A 25125-nucleotide genomic window follows, 5' to 3' on the forward strand; every position below is an offset into this window, starting at 1 on the left:
CCGGCATGGCCTTCACCGTCCACGGTGTCCGCAGCTCCACCCTCTCTCCCGGGCACGCCCAGGCCATGGCGGACCGCCGCCCGCACACCGGCCTTGTCCACCTGCACGCGTCACACGGTCCACGAGACCGATCCCGTGGGCTTCGCCGTCGCTGTCCGTGCGTTCCTCGGAGAGCTTCCGCTCCTCGGGGAGCTCTGACGGAGGTGCACGCACAGCGGCCGGGGTGGTCGGGCTCGCGCCCTTCCGCCCCGGCCGCTGCCGGTGAGTCCCTGTGCCGCCCTCGGCGGCCCGGGGTCAGCTGCTGACGCTCTCCGGCTGCTCGTCGGACGCGTCGATGCTCTTCGCCTTGGCCGCCGCCTCGGCCTCGGCCGCCTCCTGCTTCTTGTTGGCGATCAGGCTGGTGATCGTGGTGACCACCAGGACGCCGCAGATGACGGTGAGGGAGAACGGGATGGAGATCTCGGGCACGTGCACCCCGGACTCGTGCAGGGCGTGCAGCACCAGCTTCACGCCGATGAAGCCGAGGATCACCGACAGGCCGTAGCTGAGGTGGACCAGCTTCTTCAGCAGACCGCCGATGAGGAAGTACAGCTGGCGCAGACCCATCAGCGCGAACGCGTTGGCCGTGAAGACGATGTACGGGTCCTGGGTCAGGCCGAAGATCGCCGGAATCGAGTCCAGCGCGAACAGGACGTCGGTCATACCGATGGCGAGCATGACCACCATCAGCGGGGTCATGATGCGCTTGCCGTTCTTCTGGATGAAGAGCTTCGTGCCGTGGTACTGGTCGGCGACGCCGAAGCGCTGCTCGATCTTCTTGAGAAGACGGTTCTCCTCGAACTCCTCTTCCTCCTCGCCGGCCCGGGCCTCCTGGATGAGCTTCCAGGCGGTGTAGATCAGGAACGCGCCGAAGATGTAGAACACCCACGAGAAGTTCGCGATCACGGCCGCACCGGCGGCGATGAAGATCGCCCGGAGCACCAGGGCGATGAGCACACCGATGAGCAGCACGCGCTGCTGGAGGTGCGAGGGCACCGAGAACTTCGCCATGATCAGGACGAAGACGAAGAGGTTGTCGACGCTGAGCGACTTCTCGGTGATGAATCCGGCGAAGAACTCTCCGGATGCCTGGCTGCTGCCGAACACCAGCAGGCCGAGTCCGAAGATGATGGCCAGGGCTATCCAGACGGCCGTCCAGATACCGGCTTCCTTGGTCGACACGTCATGGGGCTTGCGCCCGATGAAGAAGTCGACGGCGATCAAGGCTGACAGACCAATGATGGTCACAGCCCAAAGGGTCCATGAAACGTCCACTGCGCCTCCGGCAGTTCGCTACGGCTACTGATCAGCGTCGTCGCTGCCGGAGGTCTCTTCCGCCCTGGCACACGGGATGCGTGCCGGGCCGACGCCCCGGGACCGGTCACGGTCCGTACTGACGGGAACGTCGCGTAAGGAGTACTCCCCTCCGTGGTCAGTACAGTACATGTACTGCCAAGGATAGGTAAAGAAAAAGGTAAAGATAAGGCAAAATAACCAGGTCAGATGCGGTTCTGCGGTCAACGGCCGGCGGCTCTGCGCGCGGCTGTGACCGCCGCGAGGACTTGCTCCAGGACCCGGCTGCCCGGTGGTGTCACCGGCGGCTCGTATGTCCAAGCGTGACCGACCCAGGGGTCGGCGAGGTGGCTGTCGGCGACCGGAGTGATCCGCAGCAGCGACCGCCAGAGCGGGTCGAGCACCGGACCGTACGCACTCGCATCTTCGCGGTCCGCCACCATCAGCAGATGTACGCCGACGGCCGGGCCCTCGTCCGCGAGGTAGCGGAGCTGGGTCACGGCCCGGTCGTCGAAGCCGTGCGGGAAGTCGTTGACCACCAGGAGCTGCTCGCCGGTGTCCAGGTCGGGCGGGAGCGAGTCGGCCGCGCCGGCCCGCACCGCCATCTGCACCAGGTCCACGCGGCGGGTGAGGTGGGCGAGGACCGCGGCCACGCCCTGAGGTCCGGCGGCTGGTGGTCCGGCGAGGACGCCCGCGTCGACCAGCGGCGCCAGCGGTCCCGCCGCCGAACCGGCCGGGTCGATGACGTGCACCGAGAACTCGCCGGGCGGATACACCGCGAGCAGCCGGGCCGCGTGCAGGACGGCGGTCTCCATCGCGAGGCGGCGGAGCCGGTCGCCGTCCATGAGCGCTGCGGCCTCGGAGGCCGTACGCCCGCTGTCCACCCACATCCCCCGCTCCAGCGGCAGCCGGACCAGCAGCGGGATGCGCAGGTCGGTGCGCTCGGGCAGATGGAGGTCGCCCAGGCGCAGAGCCATCGGCAGCTCCATCGGGATGCGGTGGGCGTGCCAGACGGGGTTGTCCCAGCCGGCGTACGCGGCGGGGAGCGCGGGTTCGACGACGGCGGCCTCTGCGGCCAGCTGGGCGAGGTCGCGGTCGAGGACCTCACGGGCCCGGGCGGTCAGCTCGTCGCGTTTGGCACGGGCCTCCTCGCGGGCGCGGTCGCCCGCGCCGCCGATCCGGTTGCGCGGGTCGGAGAGCGACCGGTCGAGTTCCTGGTCCATACGGGACTCGGCGAAGTCCACGGCGCTGCGGTAAGCCGCGGCGGCCCGTGCCAGGTCCTCGAACATGCCCCAGATCTGGTTGTAGAGCCGCTCGTCCATCGACCAGCCGGTGGCGTCCCCTGCCACCGGCTGCGCGGCCTGCCCGGGCTGGGCGGGGGGCGCGGCGGGCGGCGGCGACGGCGGGGCGGCGTGCTGGCGTCGCGGGTGCGCGTAGTTGATGGGGCCGCCGGCGCTGGGGGCGGCGGCCGTGTCGGTGCTGATGGCGGCCGGCGGTTGCGCGGGGGTGGCTGCCGGTGGCGTGGCGGGCGCGGGGCCGGGGTCCGGCGGCCCGGACGCCTGTCGTACGCGGTCGCCTTCGGGTGTGCGGGGCGGTGGCGGGGCCACCGAGCGGGCCAGGGAGCGGGCCACCGCCTCCTGGATGGACGCGGCCAGCTCGGCCGCATTGGACAGGCCCTGGTCGGCGAGCATCTCGGCCAGCCCGGCCGCGTACCCCTGGCCGACGGCCCGGACCTTCCAGACGTCCTGGCGGCGGTAGATCTCCAGGGCGGTGACCGCCGACTCGGTGTCCAGGCCGGTGAGGGTGAAGGTGGCGATCTCGGTGCCGTCGAGCCCGGTGACGGCGACGAAGGGCGCGGCGGTGGCGCCGAACCGGGCCGGGCCGCCCACACCGACCGGGAGGGCGAGCAGCACGGTGACCCGGTGCACGGCCTCTGGCAGCGCCTCCAGGTCGACGGCGAGGCGGTGGCCGGCCGCGGCCTGCTGGGAGACTTCGAGGCCGGGGAGCTGGGGCGAGCCGGGGTGGGCGATCCACTCGGCGCCGCGCACCACGCCCCTCTCGTCGCCGAGGGTGGCGCCGGCCACGACGGGTGAGCCCGCGGACACCCGGATCTCCAGACGGGTCCGGGGCAAGGTGTGGTTCTGCCCGCGGACCAGTTCGGCCGTCATTGCGCTGTCCCCCTCGACGATGTGTGCTGTGCCCGCGCACCACGCGCGGTGCGGCTCCCGGAGGCGGGTGCCTCCGGGAGCCGCAGGTGCCGGTGCCGGCCTGAATCCGGTCCGGCCGTCCTACAGGTGGGGCAGGATGGACGGCATCAGGTCCTGGAAGGTGCGGCCGTTGGCCGGGTTCCCGAGGGCCGTCATCTGCCAGCCGCCGCCCGCGCGGTGCACCTTGGCCATGATCTGGGCGGTGTACTGGCCGCCGCCGTCCAGCGTGTACCGGGCGAGCTCCTGGCCGTTGGTCTCGTCCACGATGCGACAGAAGGCGTTCTGCACCTCCTGGAACGTCTGGCCGGTGAAGGAGTTCACCGTGAAGACGATCTGGTCGATGTGGACCGGGACGCGCTGGAGGTCGACGAGGATCGCCTCGTCGTCGCCGCCGGAGCCGGCGCCGCCTACCAGGTTGTCGCCGGTGTGCTTGACCGAGCCGTCGTCGCTGACGAGGTGACGGAAGAACACGACATCGACCGGCTGCTTGTCGGCGAAGAGCACCGCCGAGGCGTCCAGGTCGATCTCGCGGGTGCGTGAGCCGAACAGACCGCGGCGCGGAGCCGCCTGCCAGCCGAGCCCCATCCGTACCGCCGTCAGGGTCCCCCCGTCGCTCTTCTGCAGGCTGATGGCCTGACCCTTGGTCATGTTGACCGTCACGCGCTGTCCCCTCTCGGCATTGCCCCGCAACCGTCGGTGTGCGGTTTCCCCGCACCCTACGCATTCCCCCCGGCGCGGCAGCAGGTTCGGTCCGTTTTTGTGTCGGTCTTGCAACACACCGGGCCCTGGGCCTCAGGCGAGGCCCGCCTCCTTCATCTGGCGGAGCTCCTTCTTCAACTCGCCCACCTCGTCACGCAGCCGGGCGGCGACCTCGAACTGCAGGTCGGCGGCGGCGGCCCGCATGCGGTCGGTCATCTCCTCGATGATTCCGGCCAGTTCGGCCGCGGGACGGTCGCTGACGACCGCACCGGCCGAGGCGCCCTTGGCCTTCGCGCCGCCCTTGGCCGCCTTGGCGCCGAGCGTCGGCACCGGCGTCTTGGCCTCCTTGCCCTGCCGGTAGCCGGTGCCGAGGAGCTGCTCGGTGTCGATCTCCTCGCGGGCGATGGTGGCGACGATGTCGTTGATCTTCTTGCGCAGCGGCTGCGGGTCGAGGCCGCGCTCGGTGTTGTACGCGATCTGCTTCTCGCGGCGGCGGTTCGTCTCGTCGATGGCCTGCGCCATCGCCGGGGTGACCTTGTCGGCGTACATATGGACCTGGCCGGAGACGTTTCGGGCGGCGCGGCCGATGGTCTGGATGAGCGAGGTGCCCGAACGCAGGAAGCCCTGCTTGTCGGCGTCGAGGATGGCCACGAGGGAGACCTCGGGGAGGTCGAGGCCCTCGCGCAGCAGGTTGATGCCGACCAGGACGTCGTACTCACCGGAGCGCAGCTCGCGCAGCAGCTCGATGCGGCGCAGGGTGTCGACGTCGCTGTGGAGATACCTGACCTGGATGCCGAGCTCCAGGAAGTAGTCGGTGAGGTCCTCCGACATCTTCTTGGTGAGCGTGGTGACCAGGACCCGCTCGTCGCGCTCGGTCCGCTTGCGGATCTCGTGCACCAGGTCGTCGATCTGGCCCTCGGTCGGCTTGACGACGATCTCGGGGTCGACCAGGCCGGTGGGACGGATGATCTGCTCGACGAAGCCGTCGCCGCGCGAGAGCTCGTACTTGCCCGGGGTGGCGGAGAGGTAGACGGTCTGGTCGATGCGCTTCAGGAACTCCTCCCACTTCAGCGGGCGGTTGTCCATGGCGGACGGCAGCCGGAAGCCGTGGTCGACGAGCGTCCGCTTGCGGGAGGCGTCGCCCTCGTACATCGCGCCGATCTGCGGCACGGTGACGTGCGACTCGTCGAGGACGAGCAGGAAGTCCTCGGGGAAGTAGTCGAGGAGGGTGTTGGGTGCGGTGCCGGGGGCCCGCTCGTCGAAGTGCATCGAGTAGTTCTCGACGCCGGAGCAGCTGCCGATCTGGCGGAGCATCTCGATGTCGTACGTGGTGCGCATCCGCAGCCGCTGGGCCTCCAGCATCTTGCCCTGCTTCTCCAGCTCGGCCAGGCGCTCCTCCAGCTCCTGCTCGATGCCCCGGACGGCCTTCTCCAGCCGCTCGGGCCCGGCCACGTAATGGCTGGCGGGGAAGACGTGGAGAGACCGGTCCTCGCTGATGACCTCGCCGGTCAGCGGGTGGAGCGTGGAGAGGGCCTCGATCTCGTCGCCGAACATCTCGATGCGGACGGCGAGCTCCTCGTAGACCGGGAAGATCTCGATGGTGTCGCCGCGCACCCGGAAGGTGCCGCGGGTGAAGGCGAGGTCGTTGCGCGTGTACTGCATCTCCACGAACCGGCGAAGCAGTTGGTCGCGGTCGATCTCCTCGCCGACCTTGAGCTGGACCATGCGGTCCACGTACTCCTGGGGCGTACCGAGGCCGTAGATGCAGGAGACGGAGGCGACCACGACGACGTCGCGCCGGGTGAGCAGCGAGTTGGTCGCGGAGTGGCGCAGCCGCTCGACCTCCTCGTTGATCGAGGAGTCCTTCTCGATGTAGGTGTCCGACTGCGGGACGTACGCCTCGGGCTGGTAGTAGTCGTAGTACGAGACGAAATACTCCACCGCGTTGTTCGGCAGGAGCTCGCGGAACTCGTTGGCCAGCTGGGCGGCGAGCGTCTTGTTCGGCGCCATCACCAGGGTGGGGCGCTGCAGCTTCTCGATCATCCAGGCGGTGGTCGCCGACTTGCCGGTGCCGGTCGCGCCGAGCAGGACGACATCCTTCTCGCCTGCGCGGATACGCCGGTCCAGCTCGGCGATGGCCGCCGGCTGGTCGCCGCTGGGCTGGTAGGGACTGACGACCTCGAAGGGCGCCACCGAACGTTCGATCTTGGAAACGGGCCGCATGCAACCACCGTACGGTCCCCCACTGACAACGGCCTCGGATCGGCGCGACAAGGACCGTCCGGTGGCCTCGCGGGGGTGCGGCGGGAGGCGCTCAGTCAGGTGTGTGGTGGTCGGAGGTGAGGCCGGGAGCGGTCGGGTGCAGCTGCACACCGAGCGCGGCCATCCCGGTGTAGTGCATACCGGTCACCGCGACGGCCATCATGGCGCCCGCGCCCAGTCCGGAGAGGAGGACGCGGGCGGAGAGGGCGGCGCGGAGCGCGGCCGTGGCGGCGGTCGCGGCGATCAGGACCGAGAGGACGACGAGCGGCGTCTCGTACGTGAAGTGCCCCCGGAAGCGGATGCCCGCCATGCCCAGGTAGTGCGTGGAGGCGATGCCGAGGCCGGTGAGGGTGCCGCCGGTGATCAGCGCCATGCGGGTCGCGCCCCGGTACCCGACAATGAAGAGGCCGACGCCGGCCATCACGACGGCCACGGCCAGACCGGCGAGGACGTGGGGCTTGTCGTGCGAGAGCGGTGCCTCCACGACGGTGAAGCCCGTCATCGCCACGTAGTGCATGGTCCAGATCCCGGAGCCGATGGACAGCGCACCGAGCGCCAGCCGGCCGGCCTTGAAGGAGCGCGTCGTGCGGGGAGACCTGACGGTGAAGCGGAGCCCCAGAGCGGCTCCCAGGCAGGCCACGAGGAAGGCCAGGACCGGAATGACCGGGCCATGGGTGAATCCGTCAACCGTTCCCTGCACTCCGGCACGCCCTTCGAGAAAGCCCGGGTTCGATGGGGATCTCCCAGGGCCCGACAGGCATATGTAGGGAACACATTTTATCGGCACGGGACGGTGCTCCTGGCCGTCGGGTGTGTTCCCCGTGCCACTCCGGTGGCTCTCTTTCCCGGTCGCTCCGGTGACTCTGCTTCCTGGTCACTCAGGTAGCTCTCTCCTGGCCGGTGCGGCGGCACGGATCCCGTGATTCCGTTCACCCCGCGGCCATCGCCGCCCCGCCCGGCGTTGGTGGGCCGCTGCCAGTCTCGTCGTGTCCGCACACTCCGATACGAGGAGTCCACGTGTCCGTACGCACCGCAACCGCCTCCGCCGCCGCGGCCGTACTCGGCGCCGGCGCCCTGCTGCTGCCCGCCGCCGCCCAGCCGCAGGAGACGGCGACCACCCTGACCTCCGACCGTCGGACGGGCCCGGTCGTCGTGGCCCACCGTGGCGCGTCGGGCTACGCGCCGGAGAACACGCTCGCCGCGGCGGACGCAGCGAAGGCGCTCGGGATCGAGTGGGTGGAGAACGACGTCCACCGCACCAGGGACGGTGTGCTGGTCGTCCTGCACGACACCGACCTGAAGCGCACGACGAACGTCGAAGAGGTCTTCCCCGGCCGCGCGCCCTGGGCGGTCAAGGACTTCACCGCCGCGGAGATCGCGAAGCTCGACGCCGGCAGCTGGTTCGGGGAGCAGTTCGCCGGAGCCGGGGTGCCGACGCTCACCCAGTTCGTGGACCGTCTGGAGCGCAACCGGCAGAAGCTGCTCCTGGAGATCAAGAGCCCGGCCGTCTACCCGGGCATCGAGCGGGACATCCTGCGCGTGCTGCGCCAGGAGGGGTGGCTGGACCGCTCGCACGTACGGGACCGGCTGGTCATCCAGAGCTTCGGTGCCGACAGCGTCAAGAAGGTGCACGCTCTGCGCCCCGACATCACCACCGGCTTCCTCGGCACCCCGGCGGTGGCCGACCTCCCCGGGTACGCGGCGTTCACCGACCAGATCAACCCCTCGTACACGACGATCGACGCCGACTACGTGGCGGCCGTCCAGCGGCTCAAGGGCCCGCACGGCAAGCGGCTGCGGGTCAACACCTGGACAGTCAACGACGCGGCGAACGCGGCCAAGGTCCACGCCTACGGCGTGGACGGCATCATCACCAACTTTCCCGACGTGGTGCGCGACGCGACGCGCTGACGCGGCGGAGGCGGGCGCCGGGCCCGCCGGTCTCCGCCGGCGGGCCCGGCGTTGTCAGTGGCCGGTCGTACCGTGGACGGCATGAACAGTTACCGGTCCGGAGAGCCGGCCGTCGAGTGGTCCGTCGCGGAGAGCGCGATCGGGCCGCTGCTGCTCGCCGCGACCTCCGCCGGTCTGGTGAGCGTGGCCTTCCACGCCCGTCCCGACGTGCGGGACGCGGCGCTCGCCCAGCTCCGGACCCGGCTCGGCACGGAGCCGGTGGAGGCGCCCGGCTCGGAGCGGCTCGCCGAGCCGATACGCAGGCTCGCGGCCTACTTCGCGGGGGATCGGCAGGACTTCGGCCTGGAGCTGGACTGGTCGCTGACGGCCGGTTTCCACCGTGAGGTGCTCCGCGAGCTGGAGTCCGGAGTGCCGTACGGGACGGTCGTGGGGTACGGGGAGCTGGCCGCGCGGGTCGGACGACCGGAGGGCGCACAGGCGGTGGGGGCCGCGATGGGGTCGAACCCGTTGCCGGTGGTGGTGCCGTGCCACCGGGTGGTGGAGAGCGACGGCGGCCTCGGCGGGTTCGGGGGCGGGCTGGAGACGAAGCGGCGGCTGCTGGCGCTGGAGGGGGTGCTGCCGCAGCCGCTGTTCTAGGGCCCACTGCTCCAGGCCCCAATGTTCCAGGCCCCGCCGCTCCAAGGCCCGCTGCTTCAGGACTCGCGGCTCCAGGGCCCGCCGCTCCGGCGCATCGGCCGCCGGTTCACTCGTACGGGTGCAGCACGCCGTTCGTCTGATGGCACACTGCGCCGGTGACACCATCACTCCCCCGGCCCACCGCACCACCGCTCACCGCCGCCGAACTGCCCGCGCTCCAGCGCCGGACCTCGGCCGTGCTCGTCGTCAGCCAGATACTCGGCGGCCTCGGTGTGGCCATCGGCATCGCGCTGGCCCCGATGCTGGCCACCGAGGTGACCGGCTCCGAGGCACTCTCCGGGCTGGCTCCGACCGCGTCCGTCGCCGGTACGGCGCTGCTGTCGCTGCCGCTGGCCGCCCTGATGACCTCGCGCGGCCGGCGCCCCGGTCTGGTGCTCGCCTATCTGATCGGCGCGCTCGGCGGCGCTCTGGTGGTCCTCGGCACGGTGGTGCGCAGCTTCCCGCTGCTGCTGCTCGGGATGGCCGCGTTCGGCGCCGGGTCCTCCGCCAACCTCCAGGCCCGGTTCGCTGCGGCCGACCTGGTCGGGCCGGAGCGGCGGGGCCGGGCGATCTCCACCGTCGTCTGGGCCACCACCATCGGCTCGGTGGTGGGCCCCAACATCGCGGCCCCGGCGGGCCGGGTGTTCCGCGGCGGTCCGGTGCCCGAGACCGCGGGCCCCTACCTCTGGTCGGCCGTCGCCTTCCTCCTCGCCGGAGTGATCGTGGCCGTACTTCTGCGCCCTGACCCGCTGCTCACGGCCCGTGCCCTGGCCCCGCAGAGCCCGCGAGGAGTGCGGAAGCCGTCCCTGCACGCCGGGGTCGCGGCCGTCCGCGAGTCGCCGATGGCCAAGCTGGCGCTCGGGACCGTCACCGTGTCGCACACTGCGATGGTGTCGATCATGGTCATGACCCCGGTCCACCTGGGCGGGCACGGCGCCGGTCTCCAGCTGATCGGGCTGGTCATCAGCGGCCACATCGCGGGCATGTACGCGTTCTCGCCGGTGATGGGATGGCTGGCCGACCGATTCGGCCGGCTCTCCGTGATCGGCCTCGCGGTCGGTCTGCTCAGCTGCGCCGCGCTGCTCGCCGGCACCGCCGGGCCCCGGCACGGCCAGACCGCGCTGGGCCTGTTCGTGCTCGGTCTCGGCTGGTCGGCGGGCATGATCGCGGGTTCGGCGCTGCTCACCGACTCCGTGGCGCAGGACGACCGGGCCGCCGTCCAGGGCCTGTCGGACCTGACCATGAACGCGGCGGCGGGCGTCGGCGGAGCGACGGCCGGAGTGATCGTCGCCCAGTGGGGGTACGGCCCGCTCAACGCGGTCGGCGCCGCCCTGCTGCTGCCGGTGGCCGCGCTCGCGCTGCGCCGGAGCGTGAAGCCACCGGCCGCCGGAGCCTGAAGCCGTCCCGCCGCGGAAGCCTGAAGCAGCCCGCCACGGGAGCCTGGACCACCCGAGCCTCAGAGGCTGATGTGGTACGCCTTGCGGAGTGTCTCGTGGACCGTCCACGTCGTCCGGTCACCTTCCCGCAGGACGCAGGCGTCCCCCGGGCCGATCCGCAGCGTCGCGCCGCCTTCCACCGCCACGGTCGCCCGCCCGCTGACGACGACGAACAGCTCGTTCGCCTCGGTGTCGGTGACCACGCCCGGCGTGATCTGCCAGATCCCGCGGATCTGCGTGCCGTCGGCGGACTCCCACAGCACCTTGCCCGTCACCACGGGCTCGCCCGAGACGATCTGGGCCGGATCCAGCGGCTCCGGTTCGAGCTCGGCGTCCGGGATGTGTACGGCGAAGGAGGCGGGGGCCTGGTCGTTTGTCGTCATGGCCGGTCACCTTAGCGACCACTTCCGGCCGACCCGTCACCAGGACCGGCCGGAACCCGCCTCTCCATGGTTTGCGGCCCACCCGCCCGCGACAGGGATGGGGACATGCCACAGAACAGCGATACCTCGTACGAGCCGGTCCTCTCCGCCGAGGTACGGGCGGCGCTGGTCGGCGGACTGCCCGTCGTGGCCCTGGAGTCGACGATCATCGCGCACGGGCTGCCGCGCCCGCGCAACCTCAAGGTGGCCATCGAGCTGGAAGGGATCGTCCGGTCGGCCGGCGCCGTCCCGGCCACCATCGCCGTCCTGGAGGGACGGGCCCATGTGGGTCTGGAGAAGGACCAGTTGGAGCGGGTGGCCGGGGACCCTGCGGTCCGGAAGCTGGGCCACCGCGATCTCGCCCCCGCCCTCGCGCTCGGGGCGAGCGGAGCGACGACGGTCTCCGCGACGGCGTTCCTGGCGGCGCGGGCGGGCCTGCGCTTCTTCGCCACCGGCGGACTCGGAGGCGTACACCGTGAGTGGGCCGACAGCCAGGACGAATCCGCCGACCTGCGGCTGCTCGCCCGCACCGGGATCACGGTGGTCTGCGCGGGCGTGAAATCGATCCTCGACGTCCCCGCGACGCTCCAGCGGCTGGAGACCCTGGGAGTGGGCATCCTCGGTTACGGCACCGGCCACTTCCCCGGCTTCTACCTGAGCAGTTCCGGGCAGCCGGTCGACTGGACCGTGCACAGCCCGGAGGAGGTGGTGGAGGTGGTCCGGGCGAGGGAGGCGCTTGGCGGCCCGGAAGCGGCGCTGATCGTCGCCAACCCCGTACCGGAACAGGACCAGTTGGATCCCGCGCTGCACGACCGGGTGCTCGCGGAGGCGCTCGACGCGTGCCGGGAGCGCGGGATCTCCGGGCAGGGCGTCACCCCGTTCCTGCTGGAGGAGCTGATGCGGCGGACCGAGGGGGCGTCGCTGGAGGCGAACCTGGCGGCGGTACGCGGGAACGTGCGGCTCGCGGCGCGGATCGCGGCGGCCGTACGGTGACCGACGCCGGCCCCTCGACCGGGCGCGGGCTCCTCGTGGTCGGCGAGGTGGTCACCGACGTCGTGGCGAGGCACAGCTCGCCGCTCGTCCACGGCACGGACACCACCGCCCGCATTCGGAGCGTGCCGGGCGGCGCGGGGGCCAACGTGGCGTGCTGGGCGGTGCGTTCGGGTTGCCGGGACGTGGCGCTGGTGGCGCGGGCCGGCGTGGAGTCCGCCGACTGGCACCGGGAGGCGCTGGAGCGGGCCGGGGTGCGGGCGCTGCTGGCGGTGGACGACGAGGTGGCGACCGCGACCGTCATCGCGCTGGTGGACGCCGCCGCCGAGCGGACGTTCCTCACCGACAGCGGGGCCGTACTGCGCCTGGCCACCGAGGACTTCGCGCCGTCGATGCTGGACGGCGTGGGGCGGCTGCACCTGTCCGGCTACCTCCTGTTCGCCGCGGGCGGCCGCGCAACGGCGCTGCTCGCTCTGCGTACAGCCGTGGCACGAGGCGTTCCGGTGAGCGTGGATCCGGCGTCGGCGGGATTCCTCGCGGAGCTGGGGCCGAAGCGGTTCCTGGAGCTCGCGGAGGGGGCCGAGCTGCTGCTGCCGAACGCGGACGAGGCCCGGCTGCTGACCGGGCTGCCCGAACCGGAGGAAGCGGCGGCCGAGTTGAGCCGTACGTTCCCCCGGGTCGCCGTCACCTTGGGCGGGCGGGGTGCGGTGGTCGCCGCCGGGGGTGTGGTGACGGGGCGGGTCCTGGCCCGGCCCGTCCGGGAGCCGGTCGACTCGACGGGCGCGGGCGACGCGTTCACCGGCGGGTTCCTCGCGGCTCTGCTGGCCGGGGCCGACGACGAGGCAGCGGCGGCGGAGGGCTGCCGGGCCGGGGCCGAGGCGGTGACCACGGTGGGCGGCCGCCCGCCCCTCAGCTAGGGCCTTTCAGCCCCGACCACGCCGGATGGCCCGGGTCGTCCGCGCGCACGACCACGTCCGCCGCGTCGGCCGGCGCCACCTCCTCCTCGTACCGCGCGAAAGCCGGCAGCGTCCACCGCGCCGCCTCCGCCGTACGCCGCCGCAACGCGCCCGGTGAGAGCCGCACGTGGACGCTCAGCGCGAACGGGAACCAGTGGCCGAGCAGCAGCGGCCCGTGCACGATCACCACGCCGCCCTGCGGCAGTCGGTGGTACGGCGTGCGCGTGGCCCGGTCCGTCACCGGGTCCCACAGATCGGGCAGCACCCGCCCGGTGCCGCCCGCCTCCAGCGGCCCGAAGACCTCGCGCCAGAGCGCGCCCGTGTCGAACCAGCTGTCGGCGTACGCGTCCGGGTCCTCCTTCCCGTACTCGAACCGCAGGCTCGCCGGCCGCAGGAAGCCCTCGGTGGAGACCACGAGCACCGAACGGCCGCGCAGCCTCAGCTCATCGGCGAGGCGTTCCGCCAGGTCACCGGTGCGGGCGGCCGGGGCGCCGTCGATGCCGACGGCGAGCCAGGGTGATCCGTCGGCGGCGGTCAGGCCGTCGCTGTGCCGGGCCAGCTCGCCGGCCAGCCGCTCCCAGGTGATCGGTTCGAGTCGCACGCCTCCATCATCCACGCCGGAGCACACCGCCCCGGAAGCCTCACCCGCCCCGCAGCTCGGCGGCGAGCGATCCATCGCCCGTCACCTCGATCCGCCCGTCCTTGACCGCCTGCGCGAACGTGACCTCGCCGCGTCCCAGCTCCAGGCACAGCTCCGCGTCCAGGGTGATGCGGGCGTCGGGCCGCGGAGCCGGACCGAACCCGTACGGCTCGACCGCCGCGCCCACTCCCGTACGGACATGGAACTCACCCTCGTCCAGCCGCACTTCGAGCACGCCCTCCTGAGTGAGTCCGGTCAGCGCGCGCAGCAGCGGCAGGGCGAACCAGTGGGCGCGTACGGCGTCGGTGGGACGGCGTTCGGTGAGCGCGGGCGCTCCCCACTCGGCCAGGGCGGCGAGGACCGGGAGCAGGCCGTGGCCGCGTTCGGTCAGCTCGTACACCGAGGCGGCGGCGGGCGGCGGGAGTCTGCGGCGTACGGCGAGGCCGCCCTGTTCCATGTCCTTGAGGCGGGAGGCCAGGACGTCGGTGGAGACGCCGGGCAGGTCGGCGTGGAGGTCGGTGTAGCGGCGGGGGCCGGCGAGCAGTTCGCGGACGATCAGCAGCGTCCACCGGTCGCCGACGGAGTCGAGGGCGCGGGCGGAGGCGCAGAACTGGTCGTAGCTCCGGCGTCTGACGGGGCGTTGGGCGGCGGGCTGCTGACGTGGCATGCGACGCAGTCTAGACATGTTGTTGGACTTTCCAAGCTCTCACTTGGTAAAACCAAGTATCGCAGTTCGGCTCGGGGAGGCACCGCATGGAGTTCCGGCAGTCCAGCAAGCTCAACGAGGTCTGTTACGAGATCCGGGGCCCGGTCATCGAGCACGCCAACGCCTTGGAGGAGGCGGGCCACAGCGTGCTCCGGCTCAACACGGGCAATCCGGCGCTCTTCGGGTTCGAGGCGCCGGAGGAGATCGTCCAGGACATGATCCGGATGCTGCCGCGGGCGCATGGCTACACCGATTCGCGCGGCATCCTCTCCGCGCGGCGGGCGGTGGCCCAGCGCTACCAGGCCATGGGGCTGACCGAGGTCGGCGTGGACGACATCTTCCTCGGCAACGGGGTCTCCGAGCTGATCTCGATGGCCGTACAGGCGCTGCTGGAGGACGGCGACGAAGTGCTGATCCCGGCCCCGGACTTCCCGCTCTGGACGGCGGTGACCACGCTCGCGGGCGGCAAGGCCGTGCACTACATCTGCGACGAGGAGTCCGACTGGAACCCGGACCTCGCCGACATGGCGTCGAAGATCACCGACCGGACCAAGGCCGTCGTGATCATCAACCCGAACAACCCGACCGGCGCGGTCTATCCGCGCGAGATCCTGGAGGGCATCCTCGATCTGGCCCGCCGGCACGGGCTGATGGTGTTCGCCGACGAGATCTACGACCAGATCCTGTACGACGGCGCCGAGCACCACAGCGCCGCCGTCCTCGCCCCGGACCTGGTCTGCCTCACCTTCAGCGGGCTCTCGAAGACGTACCGCGTGGCCGGGTTCCGCTCCGGCTGGATGGTCGTCTCCGGTCCGCGGCAGCACGCGCGCAACTATCTGGAGGGCCTCACCATGCTGGCCTCCATGCGCCTGTGCCCCAACGCGCCCGCGCAGTACGCCATTCAGGCCGCGCTCGGCGGACGGCAGTCGATCCGCGAGCTGGTGGCGCCGGGCGGCAGGCTGCACGAGCAGCGCGACCGGGCCTGGGAGCGGCTGAACGAGATCCCCGGCGTCTCGTGTGTGAAGCCGAAGGGCGCGCTGTACGCGTTCCCGCGCATCGACCCGAAGGTCCATCCGATCGTCGACGACGAGAAGTTCGTCCTGGACCTGCTGCTGCGCGAGAAGATCCAGGTGGTGCAGGGCACGGGCTTCAGCTGGCCGCGCCCGGACCACTTCCGCATCCTGACCCTTCCGTACGCTGATGATCTCGACGCGGCGATCAGCCGCATCGGCCGCTTCCTGAACGGATATCGCCAGTGACGTGTGCTCTCTGCCCCCTCCCCGTCCACACGCAGTTCGCCACGGCCGAGTTGGTCGGGGCGATCGTGGAGGGCGGGCTGGATCCGGCCGAGGACCCGGGCTGGGCGGAGTCGGGAGCGGGTTCGCGTGAGGAGTACGCGCGGTGGGCAGGTCATCTGTGCGGTATGACCTGCCTGCGCATGGCGCTCGGCGCCGACGCGCCCCCGCTCTTCGAACTGCGCGACGGAGCGCTGAAGTACGGGGCGTACACGGAGGACGTGGAAGGTGTGATCCGGGGCCTGGTCTACACGCCCTTCGCGGAGTACGTCAGCGAGGTGTACGGGCGTGAGGCCACGGTCCACCGGCATCTGGAGGTGGACGAGATCCCTGAGCTGCTGGACGCGGGCCGGACGGTGCTGGCCTCCGTCCACTACGGGATCCGGCATCCGGAGCGGCCGGCTCCGGGACGCGGCGGGCATCTGGTGCTGGTGACCGCGCGGACGGCCAACGGGGCCGGCCTCCACTTCCACAACCCGTCGGGGACGGACGCCGGGACGCGGGCGGCCGTACTGCCGACGGCGGAGTTCGAGCGCTTCTTCGCGGGGCGGGGCGTGTCGCTGGGAGCAGCGGAGGTGCCGGGATGGGGAGCGGGCCCGGAGGCGTAGCCGGCCTCCGGGCCCTGGGTTGCCGCCCATCTCGCACGCCGGCACGTTTAAGGGTCCGGGTCAGTCATGATGTCGTCGCGTCCTGCCTTTGGACCACCGCAGATCGGAGCTCTGCGGGCCGGACTTGAACCGGCATCTCGACGCGCGCGGGCCCGGGCCCGTTCGATCCGGCGATCGGCGGCGAATGCTGAGTCTGGAGCAAGAGTCTGAGATTGACGGCGGTCTGCCTCTGCCTGCTTGGGCTACTCCGGCCCGTGCCGGAGGGAGGAGTCGAACCTCCACTGGAACCGCGCCTTCACGACAAGCTTCAGTTTCAGCTTGCGCTCCTCGCGCACCCCGGTCACCGTCATCGGCGGCCGGGGAATCCATGGTCGGTCACCCGAGGAGATGACCGAGGCCGGTCACCCGAAGAGGTAACCGAATACCGCATCACCCACCCGCTGGTCGGTGACCTCGACGCCGTTGGCCTCCTCGCGGGCGAACTTCACGGCCTGCTGGAGCTTCTCGACCCGGTCCAGCAGCTCGTTGACGCGCCGCGCGGGCAGTGCGCCGGAGAACTTGACCGTCGTCCAGTAACCGATCGGGATGTCCTCGTAGTACACCTCGACCTGCGCCGGGTGCTTCTCGGTGGCCTCCGCCTTCACATGGTTGCGGGGCACCTTCTTCGTCCGGAGCGTGCGGACCGGCTCGGTCTTCCAGGAGTCGGTGGACGGGTCCTGCACCCACGCCTCGGCGGCGTCCAGCACCGGCAGCTTGCGGATGAAGGTGTTGAGGTCGGTGAGCTGCTTCTCCAGGAAGAGCAGGTAGGACACCGGCACCTCGGCCACCAGCACCCGGCCGTCGACCTTCACATCGGCCCGGGCCGAGCAGTTCGCCCAGTCCTTCGTGGCGGTCACATCGAAGAGCCGGGTGAGGGTGCTCGCGGTGTCCCGCAGCACGTCCTCGGCCTTGACCTGGACCAGCGTCGACTCGGGCGGAAGCTGCTCGCCCTCCTCGTCCTTGGGCTGGTAGGTCCGGGAGATCCCGGCGAGCAGTCCGGCCTTCTGCAGGCCGTGGTGGGCCGCCGTCAGGTCCTGGTGCGCCTTGGACTTGACGCCCTTCTCCACTGCGATGATCTGATTGAGTTTCGCCACGTCGAGGACGGTAACAGCGCCCACTGGGCCATGGCCAAAGGTTTTGTCGTCCGTAGGTGTCATCTGACGTACGACGGGTCGATGCCGTCCGGGGCCGTGGTGTCCGTGTCGCCGGCCAGCAGTCCTTCGAGGGCGGCGACCGGGTCGGGGTCCGGCGTGGCACGGGGCCACCAGTCCTCGGCGCCGGGGTCGGACTCGTAGCCGTACCAGCGGGCGTCGTGGCCGAAGCGGAGCTGGAGCGTGCCGGCCGGGTGGGTGAGGTGGTTGCGCCAGGGTGTGAAGCGCGGGAACTCGGCGGCGGCCAGCAGCGGCCTGGCCCGGTCGAACGGGCCGGCCGGCGGGTCCCAGGGCTCCTCCAGGACCGCGAGGCCCTCGGCGCCGCCCTGCCGCCAGGCGGCCACCGCGCGGGCCAGGTCGGTGGTGTTGCGGCCGGTGGCACGGGCCAGCTCCCGGTAGAGCGCGCGGGTGGTGGCGGTGAGCCCGGCGGTCGGTCGGGAGGCGGCGATCCGGACGGCGTCCTGCCAGGCGGTGAGCCCGGCGAGCGGGTCGCGGCCGGTGGTCAGGAGCGCGTGGGCGCGGGCGGCGGCGTCGGTGGCGAGGTGGTCCAGGCCCAGCGGGTCGCGTGCGCCCGGCAGGTTCGGGTAGGACGGCGGCTGGCCCGGACACGGCGGTACGGGAAGGGGCGGCGGGAGCGGCGGCAGGTAGCGGTCGGCGAGGGCGTCCGCCGCCGGGACCGAGGGGACAGCGGGGGCTGCGGGGCGCTCGCGGGCGGTGTGGACGGCGTTGCGGCGGCCCAGCTCGTCCAGCAGCTCGCGCTCGCCCCGGCCCCGCATCAGCAGCAGGACGAACGGGTCGCTGTCGAGCAGCCGTGCGCTCTGGTAGCAGAGGGCGGCGACATGCTTGCAGGGCCGGCCGTGGTCGGGGCACGTACAGCTCGGGTCCAGGTCGTCGGAGCCGGGCAGCAGCCGGACGTCGGCCTCCCGCGCGGTGTCGGCGAGGGAGTGCGGCATCTCCTTGGCCAGCAGCGCGGAGAGGTGTCCCGGGTGGGCGGCGACCGCGTCGAGCAGGGTGTCCCAGCCGGTGTCGGTGAAGGTGCGCAGGCGCAGCTCGGCGCGGTAGGGACGGGCGCGGCTGCCGTGCACATAGGCGACGACGCGTCCGGGGGTGACGGTGATCGCGGCGACCTTGCCTTCGTCGGCGTACGCGCGGCCGCGGGCGAGCCGGGCCTCGTCCATCGACAGGGACTCCAGCGCGGCCACCCAGGCGCGGCCCCACCAGCTGTCCGCGAAGGGCTCGCCCTCCGGGGAGGTACTGGCGGGCACCGCTTCGAAGGTACGCCGCAGATCGTCGGGGCCGGGGCGGGCGCGGGGGGCCGACCTCCGGGCGGCCGGGCCGGTGGTCGGGCGCGGGCTCACGCGGGCCTCCGCGGTGACGGGCTCATGCGGGCCTCCGCAGGGAGACGAGGTCGGCGAGGTCGCGATCGCTCAGCTCGGTGAGGGCGGTCTCGCCGGTCGAGAGGACCGCGTCGGCGAGGGCGCGCTTGGACTCCAGCAGCTCGGCGATCCGGTCCTCCACCGTGCCCTCGGCGATGAGGCGGTGGACCTGTACGGGCTGGGTCTGGCCGATGCGGTACGCCCGGTCGGTGGCCTGCTCCTCCACGGCCGGGTTCCACCAGCGGTCGTAGTGGATGACGTGCGCGGCGCGGGTCAGGTTGAGCCCGGTGCCGGCGGCCTTGAGGGAGAGCAGGAAGACGGGGATCTCGCCGGCCTGGAAGCGGTCCACCATCCGCTCCCGCTCGGCCACCGGCGTACCGCCGTGCAGGAGTTGGGAGGGGATCGCGCGGGAGGCCAGGTGCGCGGAGAGGAGCTTGGCCATCGTCACGTACTGCGTGAAGATCAGGACCGAGCTGTCCTCGGCGAGGATCGTGTCCAGCAGCTCGTCCAGCAGGGCGAGTTTGCGGGAGCGGCCGGTGAGCCGGGTGGGCTCCTCCTTCAGATACTGCGCCGGGTGGTTGCACACCTGCTTGAGCGAGGCCAGCAGCTTCATGACCAGCCCGCGGCGGGCGATGCCTTCGGCCGCCTCGATCTGCGCCATCGTCTCGCGCACCGCCGCCTCGTAGAGCGTTGCCTGCTCGCGGGTGAGGGAGACGGGGTGGTCGGTCTCCGTCTTGGGCGGCAGCTCGGGGGCGATACCGGGGTCGGACTTCTTGCGGCGGAGCAGGAAGGGTCGGACCAGCCGGGAGAGCCGCTCCACGGCCTCGTCGTTGCCGAGGCCGGCGGCCGTACCGGTGTTCTCCACGATCCGGGCGTGCCGGGCCCGGAACGCCTTGAGCGGGCCGAGCAGTCCGGGGGTCGTCCAGTCGAGCAGGGCCCACAGCTCGGAGAGGTTGTTCTCCACCGGGGTGCCGGTCAGGGCGACCCTGGCCGGGGCCGGGATGGTGCGCAGGGCCTTGGCGGTGGAGGAGTGCGGGTTCTTGACGTGCTGGGCCTCGTCGGCGACGACCAGACCCCAGGTGTGCGCGGCGAGTCGGGGCGCGCTGGAGCGCATGGTGCCGTACGTGGTGAGGACGAAGCCGCCGTCCATCTCGCCGAGGGTCCGGTCGGTGCCGTGGAAGCGGCGGACCGGGACGCCGGGGGCGAAGCGGTTGATCTCCCGGTGCCAGTTGCCGAGGAGGGAGGCCGGGCAGATCACCAGGGTGGGGGCTTTCCGCGCGCGGTGGAGATGGAGGGCGATGAGGGTGATCGTCTTGCCGAGGCCCATGTCGTCGGCGAGGCAGCCGCCGAGGCCGAGCGAGGTCATCCGGTCCAGCCAGGCCAGGCCGCGCAGTTGGTAGTCGCGCAGCGTGGCGCCGAGGCCGGGCGGCGGTGCGATCGCCGTGTCGTCGGCGAGGATCCGCGTACGGAGCGCGGCGAGGGCTCCGACCGGAACGGCCTCGACCTGCTCCCCGTCCACCTCGGCACTGCCGGTCAGGGCGACGGCCAGCGCGTCCACCGGGTCCAGCAGCCCCAGCTCCCGCTTGCGCGCCTTCCGTACGAGGGCGGGGTCGACGACCACCCACTGGTCGCGCAGCCGGACCACCGGGCGGTGGGCCTCGGCGAGGGTGTCCATCTCGGCCTCGGTGAGCCGCTCGTCGCCCAGGGACAGCTGCCAGTTGAAGGCGAAGAGCTGCTCGGCGTCGAAGAACGAGGTGCCGTCGGTGGCCGATCCGGGCGCGGGCCGCACGACGGCGGCCGCGGTGAGCGAACGGGCCAGCTCGCGGGGCCAGTGGACATGAACCCCGGCGGCCGCCAGCCGGGCTCCCGCGTCGCTCAGCAGCTCGTACAGCTCGTCCTCGGTGATCGCGAGCACATTGGGCACGTCCTGGTCCAGCAGCCGCTCCAGCGCTCCCCAGACCCGGGCGGCCCGGCGCAGCGCCAGCACCGCGTCGACCCGGGCGCGCGGCCCGAACGGCTCGCCCGCGAGCCCGTTCCAGAGGGCGGCGGCGTCGACCACGTACGTCGGGTCGGCGAGGCTGTGCACCTGGACGACGGCCGCGGCGGCGTGGCGGAGCGCCGGGTCGGCCGGGTGTGCCGGGGCGCTCTCGTCGCCCCCCTCACCGGAGGCCGTGACGGCGTAGGTGTCGGCGGTGTCGAACAGCTCGTAGGCGGAGAGGTCGAGCCGGAGCGAGACCCGCACCCCAGCGTCCAGGCCGGAGGCCACCTCGACGGCCCAGGCGGCGGCGTGGGGCAGGTGCTGCGGCTCCCGGGCGGCGAAGGGCGCACCCATCGCGAAAGCGGCGGCCGGGGTGCGCGGGAGCGTGTCGGCGACCGCGTCCAGGAAGGACCCGATCAGCGCCTCCGGGTCGGGGAGCCGGGGCGGGTCCTGCTCCGGGAGCGGCGTCGCGTACCCCTCGTACGGCATCGCCGCCGCGGTGGCCCGCAGGTGTGCCACGTCCTCGGCGTCCCGTGGGCCCGCGCGCCAGGCGTCGTGGCCGTCCGCCGTGAGTCCGGGCAGGAGCCTGCCGCGCGCGACCAGGTGGAGTGCGTGCAGCGCGGCAGCGCCCCAGCAGCGGGTGGCGGGATGCGCGGACGGCTGGTGGCGGGCGCGGACGAGCACGGGGAGCGCGTCGGCCACGGAGAGCAGCGCGGCGGGCACCTCGGCGCTCCGGATACCGGGGGGTGGCGCGGCCCCGTCCCGCCGGAGGACGGCGAGCTGGTCCGGGATGTACGGCACGGCGTCGGCCGGGGCCCGGTCGTCGGCGTGGGCACCGTCCGCGTAGGCGAAGGAGGACCCGCCAGGCGCGTCCGCGTGCGGGTCCCAGAAGGCGATCCGGCCCTCACGCGGGACCGGGCCCGGCAGGAAGACCGCCGCACAGCGCAGCAGGCGGCCGACGTCCGCGGTGCGCGGCCCGCCGCCGCGCGGGTCCTTCGCCGTCATTCCGGCCACCCCCTCCCACCTGCTCCGATGAGTCAGTCAGCCAGCACCGTTCATGCTGACTCTGCGAGTCTAGGCGGGAGGTCTGACAACGCTTCCCGCGGTCACGTCATCGCAGCTCAGGGCCGTATGCGGGGCTCCTGCGGCCGACCCGGCACCGGTCACGCCCAGTGATGGACGAGCGGCTCCCGGTCCAGGTTCGAGGTGCGCTCCCCCGTTCCGGCCCTCGCCCGGTCGGCCGCGCACCGGATGCCGGGGCGGTGGGGAGCGGGCAGGGTGGCCAGCGCCAGCACGTCTTCCCGGCGTTTCGATGAGGGCCGGAGACGTACCGAACGAGCCGGACGAGCACCGGTGAGAGCCGGACGAGCACCGGACGAGCAGACGAGGACCCGCCCATGTCCGTGACCGCGCCCGATCCCCGCCGACGCCGTCTCGGCGCCGTCGCCGCCGCCTCGCTCCTCGCCCTCACCGTCTCGGGCTGCTCCGGTCTCGGCCGCACCGCGGTAGGCCCGGTGACCTACCACACCGACCGCGACGCGGTGGTGCAGGTGAACAGCCCCTCCGTGCGCGGCTGCCACCGGCTGGCGCCCGCCGGAGCCCGTGAGCTGGAGAACGGCACGCTGGTCGACATCGTCCTCTACCCGACCCGCGACTGCTCCGGGCAGGGCACGGCGTACGTGGCGACCCGGTTCAGCGACGTGGCGCCCGAGAGCGGCCCGCCGTGGCGCAGCTACACCTTCGTGCACTGAGCGATTCACCCACCGGGACCTGGGAAGGACCAACGGTCCACGCCGGGTATCGGTTCCCGCCGCAGGGCTCACGGGTCCATGCTGGAGGTGAGGTGGTGGCCATGCGTACCGGCAGTGAGCCCGCGACCGCCCGCAGTCCGCTGCGGATGCGGCTCTGGCTGAGTCTCTGGGGGACGTTCTGGGCGCTCTTCGGCCTGGTGGCGTTCTTGCTGGTCGGGCGGGTGGGATGGGCGGCGGCCTGCGCGGTGCTCCTGGCCCTCACGCTCCTGGACCTCTGCGTGGTCACGTACCGCATGCGCCAGGGAGCGCACTTCCAGCCGGGCCGGGACGTGCCGCCGTACGAACCCGACCGCGGCGGGCGTCCTCGGTGGCGGAGGCCGGACCCCGGGGACCGTACGAAACCGCCGTGACGGCCCCGGGACCTCCGCGTCGGGCCCGGCCCTGGGCGCTCACTCGTCCGCGTCGAACCTGGCCGCCTTCAGGTACTCCGGCTTCGGATCCAGCGCCGCCGCGAGCCGGAAGTGACGCGTCGCCGCTTCCGGACGGCCCGCCCGCTCGAAGGTGCGGGCCAGTGCGTAGTGGGCGAACGCGTTGTCCGGTTCGCGCTCCAGCACCAGCTCGAACTCCAGCTCGGCCGGGCGAAGTTGGGCGGCGGCGAAGAAAGCGCGGGCCCGGAGCAGCCGGGCGGCGGTGTTCTCCGGGTGGGCGGCGATCACCGAGTCGAGCAGTTTGACCGCGCCCCGGGGGTCCCGGGCCTCCAGCAGCTGCTCGGCCGCGCGGAAGTCGATGACATGGGTTTCCGGGTTGCTCTCGGGCACGGTCGCATCCTTCCCTTCGCTTCCGGATTTCCAACGTCCACCCGGGAGCGGGTATTCCGGTACGGCGGTCAGCGCGTGGCGGCGGCCCTGCGGAGCAGTTCCTCCCACACTCCGCGGACCTGCGGCTCCAGCGCCTCCAGCGGCCCGTCGTTGTCCACGGTCAGATCGGCGACGGCGAGGCGTTCCTCGCGGGTCGCCTGGGCGGCCATCCGGGCGCGGGCGTCGGACTCGGTCATTCCGCGTACGTTCACCAGCCGGTCCAGCTGGGTGCCGGGCGAGGCGTCCACGACGACGACCAGGTCGTAGAAGGACGCGAGGCCGTTCTCAGCCAGCAGCGGTACGTCGTGGACGACGACGGCGTCCGCAGCCGCCTCCCGCTCCAGCTCGGCGGCGCGGGCGCCGACCAGCGGGTGGATGATCGCGTTGAGCGCGGCCCGGCGGTCCGGGTCGGCGAAGACGATGCGGCCGAGCGCCGGGCGGTCCAGCGTGCCGTCGGCCGCCAGGATGTCCGGCCCGAACTCCTCGACCACGGCCGCGAGCCCGGGGGTGCCGGGCTCGACGACCTCGCGCGCGATCCGGTCGGAGTCGATCAGGACGGCACCGTACGCGACGAGCCGCCGTGACACTTCGCTCTTGCCGGCGCCGATCCCGCCGGTCAGGCCCACTTTCAGCATGGGCCGCAGCCTACGGGCCCCACCGGGACCCCCGACCGCCGCCCTCCCGGTCACAGGCGGCCCGGCAGCTCAGCCGTCGCCCTCCCGCTCCGCGAGGAAGCGCTCGAACTCTCGGCCGATCTCGTCGGCGGACGGCAGGTCGACCGGTTCGGCGACCAGGTTGCCCCGGGTCTCGGAGCCGGCGACCGCGTCGTACTGGTGCTCAAGGCCCTCGACGAGCGCGACCAGCTCCTCGTCGCCCTGGCCGATCTGCCGGTCGATCTCGGTCTGCGTGCGGTGCGCCTCGGTGCGCAGGGAGTGCGCCAGGGCGGGCAGGACCAGGCCGGTCGCGGCGGTGATGGCCTCCAGCGCGGTCAGGGCCGCGTCCGGGTAGGCGGAGCGGGCCACGTAGTGCGGGACGTGGGTGGCGACTCCGAGGACGTCGTGGCCGGACTCCATCAGCCGGTACTCGACGAGGGACTCCGCCGAACCCGGGACCTGCGCCTCGTCGAAGGGGCTGCGGTGGCCCGGCATCAGGTCGGTGCGGTTGCCGTGCGGCGTGATGCCGACGGGCCGGGTGTGCGGGACACCCATCGGGATGCCGTGGAAGTTGACCGTGAGGCGGACGCCGAGGCGCTCGACGATCTCCTCGACGGCGGCGGCGAACCGCTCCCACTCCACGTCCGGCTCCGGGCCCGACAGCAGCAGGAAGGGCGCTCCGGTGGCGTCCTGGACGACCCGGACCTCCAGGGTCGGGGCCTCGAAGGAGGTCCAGCGGTCGCGCCGGAAGGTCAGCAGGGGCCGGCGGGCGCGGTAGTCGACGAGCCGGTCGTGGTCGAAGCGGGCCACGACCTGGTGGGGCAGCGTTTCGAGCAGGCCCTCGACGATCTGCTCGCCGGTCTCGCCCGCGTCGATGTATCCGTCGAAGTGGTAGAGCATGACCAGGCCGGCCGACTCCTGGGCCAGCGCCATGTCGACGACGGCCAGGCCCTTCGGCTCCCATTCGTACAAACTCTGCGGATCAGGCACGGTTACCGCTCCTCCTCGTGTTCCCTGAGAAGAACACGGCCGGCCGCATGAGCATTCCCCGCGACCCCACTTTCCGGCAACGGGGCTTCACGGCGCGTCAGTTGCCGATCCGGGCCGGGAAGTTGTTGGTCCAGACCTTGACGGGCCCGATCGCCGTCCCTACCGTCACTGGGCGACACGTTCAGAGATGC

At 72.3% G+C, this 25125-nt stretch carries 22 protein-coding genes and 1 pseudogene; 9 read left to right on the forward strand and 14 right to left on the reverse strand.

The genetic code is table 11. From position 1 onward, the window contains the following. Positions 1 to 294: 294 nt before the first annotated feature. From ACIRR8_RS28075 to ACIRR8_RS28095, 5 genes and pseudogenes are all read right to left on the reverse strand, one after another. On the reverse strand, positions 295 to 1314 hold the full coding sequence (locus ACIRR8_RS28075; protein WP_404069992.1) for a TerC family protein: 1020 nt from the start codon (positions 1312 to 1314) through the stop codon (positions 295 to 297). Positions 1315 to 1556: 242 nt separating this feature from the next. Beyond that, positions 1557 to 3500: a TerD family protein gene (locus ACIRR8_RS28080; protein ID WP_404069994.1), complete on the reverse strand. Its 1944-nt coding sequence runs from the start codon at positions 3498 to 3500 to the stop codon at positions 1557 to 1559. 120 nt (positions 3501 to 3620) lie between these two features. After that, the gene (locus tag ACIRR8_RS28085) at positions 3621 to 4199 is read right to left on the reverse strand and encodes a TerD family protein (protein ID WP_026237542.1); all 579 of its coding nucleotides are present in this window, start codon (positions 4197 to 4199) and stop codon (positions 3621 to 3623) included. A gap of 132 nt (positions 4200 to 4331) precedes the next feature. Further along, positions 4332 to 6461, reverse strand: coding sequence for an excinuclease ABC subunit UvrB (uvrB, locus tag ACIRR8_RS28090; protein WP_404069997.1), 2130 nt, complete (start codon positions 6459 to 6461; stop codon positions 4332 to 4334). A 124-nt stretch (positions 6462 to 6585) separates the two neighbouring features. Continuing rightward, positions 6586 to 7200 (reverse strand): annotated as a pseudogene (locus ACIRR8_RS28095) (MHYT domain-containing protein); the annotation flags it as partial. Between the two features lie 317 nt (positions 7201 to 7517). On the opposite strand from ACIRR8_RS28095, the gene ACIRR8_RS28100 reads away from it, so the two are divergent. The 3 genes from ACIRR8_RS28100 (at position 7518) to ACIRR8_RS28110 (ending at position 10483) form a co-directional block, all read left to right on the forward strand. Then, positions 7518 to 8411: a glycerophosphodiester phosphodiesterase family protein gene (locus ACIRR8_RS28100; protein WP_404069999.1), complete on the forward strand. Its 894-nt coding sequence runs from the start codon at positions 7518 to 7520 to the stop codon at positions 8409 to 8411. Positions 8412 to 8492: 81 nt separating this feature from the next. Beyond that, positions 8493 to 9047 carry a methylated-DNA--[protein]-cysteine S-methyltransferase gene (locus ACIRR8_RS28105; RefSeq protein WP_404070001.1) on the forward strand — a complete coding sequence of 185 codons (555 nt, stop codon included), beginning with the start codon at positions 8493 to 8495 and terminating at the stop codon, positions 9045 to 9047. Between the two features lie 155 nt (positions 9048 to 9202). Continuing rightward, a complete protein-coding gene (locus ACIRR8_RS28110; protein ID WP_404070003.1) occupies positions 9203 to 10483 on the forward strand; it encodes an MFS transporter in 1281 nt (426 codons plus the stop codon). Positions 10484 to 10542: 59 nt separating this feature from the next. On the opposite strand, the gene ACIRR8_RS28115 is transcribed toward ACIRR8_RS28110, so the two are convergent. Next, positions 10543 to 10905 (reverse strand): cupin domain-containing protein, encoded by a 363-nt coding sequence (locus ACIRR8_RS28115; RefSeq protein WP_404070005.1) that lies wholly within the window; start codon positions 10903 to 10905, stop codon positions 10543 to 10545. Between the two features lie 105 nt (positions 10906 to 11010). Here ACIRR8_RS28115 and ACIRR8_RS28120 point away from each other — a divergent pair, with 105 nt between their 5' ends. Both ACIRR8_RS28120 and ACIRR8_RS28125 read left to right on the forward strand, forming a co-directional pair. After that, positions 11011 to 11937 carry a pseudouridine-5'-phosphate glycosidase gene (locus ACIRR8_RS28120; RefSeq protein WP_404070007.1) on the forward strand — a complete coding sequence of 309 codons (927 nt, stop codon included), beginning with the start codon at positions 11011 to 11013 and terminating at the stop codon, positions 11935 to 11937. Next, positions 11934 to 12851: a carbohydrate kinase family protein gene (locus ACIRR8_RS28125; RefSeq protein WP_404070009.1), complete on the forward strand. Its 918-nt coding sequence runs from the start codon at positions 11934 to 11936 to the stop codon at positions 12849 to 12851. The genes ACIRR8_RS28120 and ACIRR8_RS28125 overlap by 4 nt, the downstream gene beginning before the upstream one ends. Here the strand turns inward: ACIRR8_RS28125 and ACIRR8_RS28130 are convergent. Continuing rightward, positions 12844 to 13491 (reverse strand): uridine kinase, encoded by a 648-nt coding sequence (locus tag ACIRR8_RS28130; protein ID WP_404070011.1) that lies wholly within the window; start codon positions 13489 to 13491, stop codon positions 12844 to 12846. The genes ACIRR8_RS28125 and ACIRR8_RS28130 overlap by 8 nt on opposite strands. Before the next feature lie 40 nt (positions 13492 to 13531). Then, a complete protein-coding gene (locus ACIRR8_RS28135; RefSeq protein WP_404070013.1) occupies positions 13532 to 14197 on the reverse strand; it encodes a winged helix-turn-helix transcriptional regulator in 666 nt (221 codons plus the stop codon). Positions 14198 to 14283: 86 nt separating this feature from the next. On the opposite strand from ACIRR8_RS28135, the gene ACIRR8_RS28140 reads away from it, so the two are divergent. After that, on the forward strand, positions 14284 to 15495 hold the full coding sequence (locus ACIRR8_RS28140; RefSeq protein ID WP_404070015.1) for a pyridoxal phosphate-dependent aminotransferase: 1212 nt from the start codon (positions 14284 to 14286) through the stop codon (positions 15493 to 15495). After that, the gene (locus ACIRR8_RS28145; RefSeq protein ID WP_404070017.1) at positions 15492 to 16139 is read left to right on the forward strand and encodes a peptidase; all 648 of its coding nucleotides are present in this window, start codon (positions 15492 to 15494) and stop codon (positions 16137 to 16139) included. Before ACIRR8_RS28140 ends, ACIRR8_RS28145 begins: the two co-directional genes overlap by 4 nt. Positions 16140 to 16540: 401 nt before the next feature. On the opposite strand, the gene ACIRR8_RS28150 is transcribed toward ACIRR8_RS28145, so the two are convergent. From ACIRR8_RS28150 to ACIRR8_RS28160, 3 genes are read right to left on the reverse strand one after another with little or no spacing between them, the layout of a single operon-like run. Further along, positions 16541 to 17272 (reverse strand): hypothetical protein, encoded by a 732-nt coding sequence (locus tag ACIRR8_RS28150; RefSeq protein ID WP_404070019.1) that lies wholly within the window; start codon positions 17270 to 17272, stop codon positions 16541 to 16543. A 59-nt stretch (positions 17273 to 17331) separates the two neighbouring features. Next, on the reverse strand, positions 17332 to 18687 hold the full coding sequence (locus ACIRR8_RS28155; protein ID WP_404070021.1) for an SWIM zinc finger family protein: 1356 nt from the start codon (positions 18685 to 18687) through the stop codon (positions 17332 to 17334). 22 nt (positions 18688 to 18709) lie between these two features. Next, complete coding sequence (locus ACIRR8_RS28160; protein ID WP_404070023.1) at positions 18710 to 21688, reverse strand: SNF2-related protein; 2979 nt, start codon at positions 21686 to 21688, stop codon at positions 18710 to 18712. Between the two features lie 392 nt (positions 21689 to 22080). Between ACIRR8_RS28160 and ACIRR8_RS28165 the strand changes: the two genes are divergently transcribed. Both ACIRR8_RS28165 and ACIRR8_RS28170 read left to right on the forward strand, forming a co-directional pair. Then, positions 22081 to 22434: a hypothetical protein gene (locus ACIRR8_RS28165; RefSeq protein ID WP_404070025.1), complete on the forward strand. Its 354-nt coding sequence runs from the start codon at positions 22081 to 22083 to the stop codon at positions 22432 to 22434. 101 nt (positions 22435 to 22535) lie between these two features. Then, a complete protein-coding gene (locus ACIRR8_RS28170; protein ID WP_404070027.1) occupies positions 22536 to 22844 on the forward strand; it encodes a DUF6343 family protein in 309 nt (102 codons plus the stop codon). Between the two features lie 39 nt (positions 22845 to 22883). Here ACIRR8_RS28170 and ACIRR8_RS28175 read toward each other — a convergent pair whose 3' ends face one another. The 3 genes from ACIRR8_RS28175 to ACIRR8_RS28185 form a co-directional block, all read right to left on the reverse strand. Further along, complete coding sequence (locus ACIRR8_RS28175; RefSeq protein WP_404070029.1) at positions 22884 to 23252, reverse strand: tetratricopeptide repeat protein; 369 nt, start codon at positions 23250 to 23252, stop codon at positions 22884 to 22886. Between the two features lie 68 nt (positions 23253 to 23320). Further along, complete coding sequence (gene coaE / locus ACIRR8_RS28180; RefSeq protein ID WP_404070031.1) at positions 23321 to 23926, reverse strand: dephospho-CoA kinase; 606 nt, start codon at positions 23924 to 23926, stop codon at positions 23321 to 23323. Positions 23927 to 23995: 69 nt separating this feature from the next. Further along, entirely contained in the window at positions 23996 to 24934 is a 939-nt protein-coding gene (locus ACIRR8_RS28185) for a PAC2 family protein (protein ID WP_404070033.1), read from the reverse strand. Positions 24935 to 25125 lie beyond the last annotated feature (191 nt).

It is taken from the genome of Streptomyces sp. NPDC101178, from assembly GCF_044767965.1.
GTDB lineage: Bacteria > Actinomycetota > Actinomycetes > Streptomycetales > Streptomycetaceae > Streptomyces.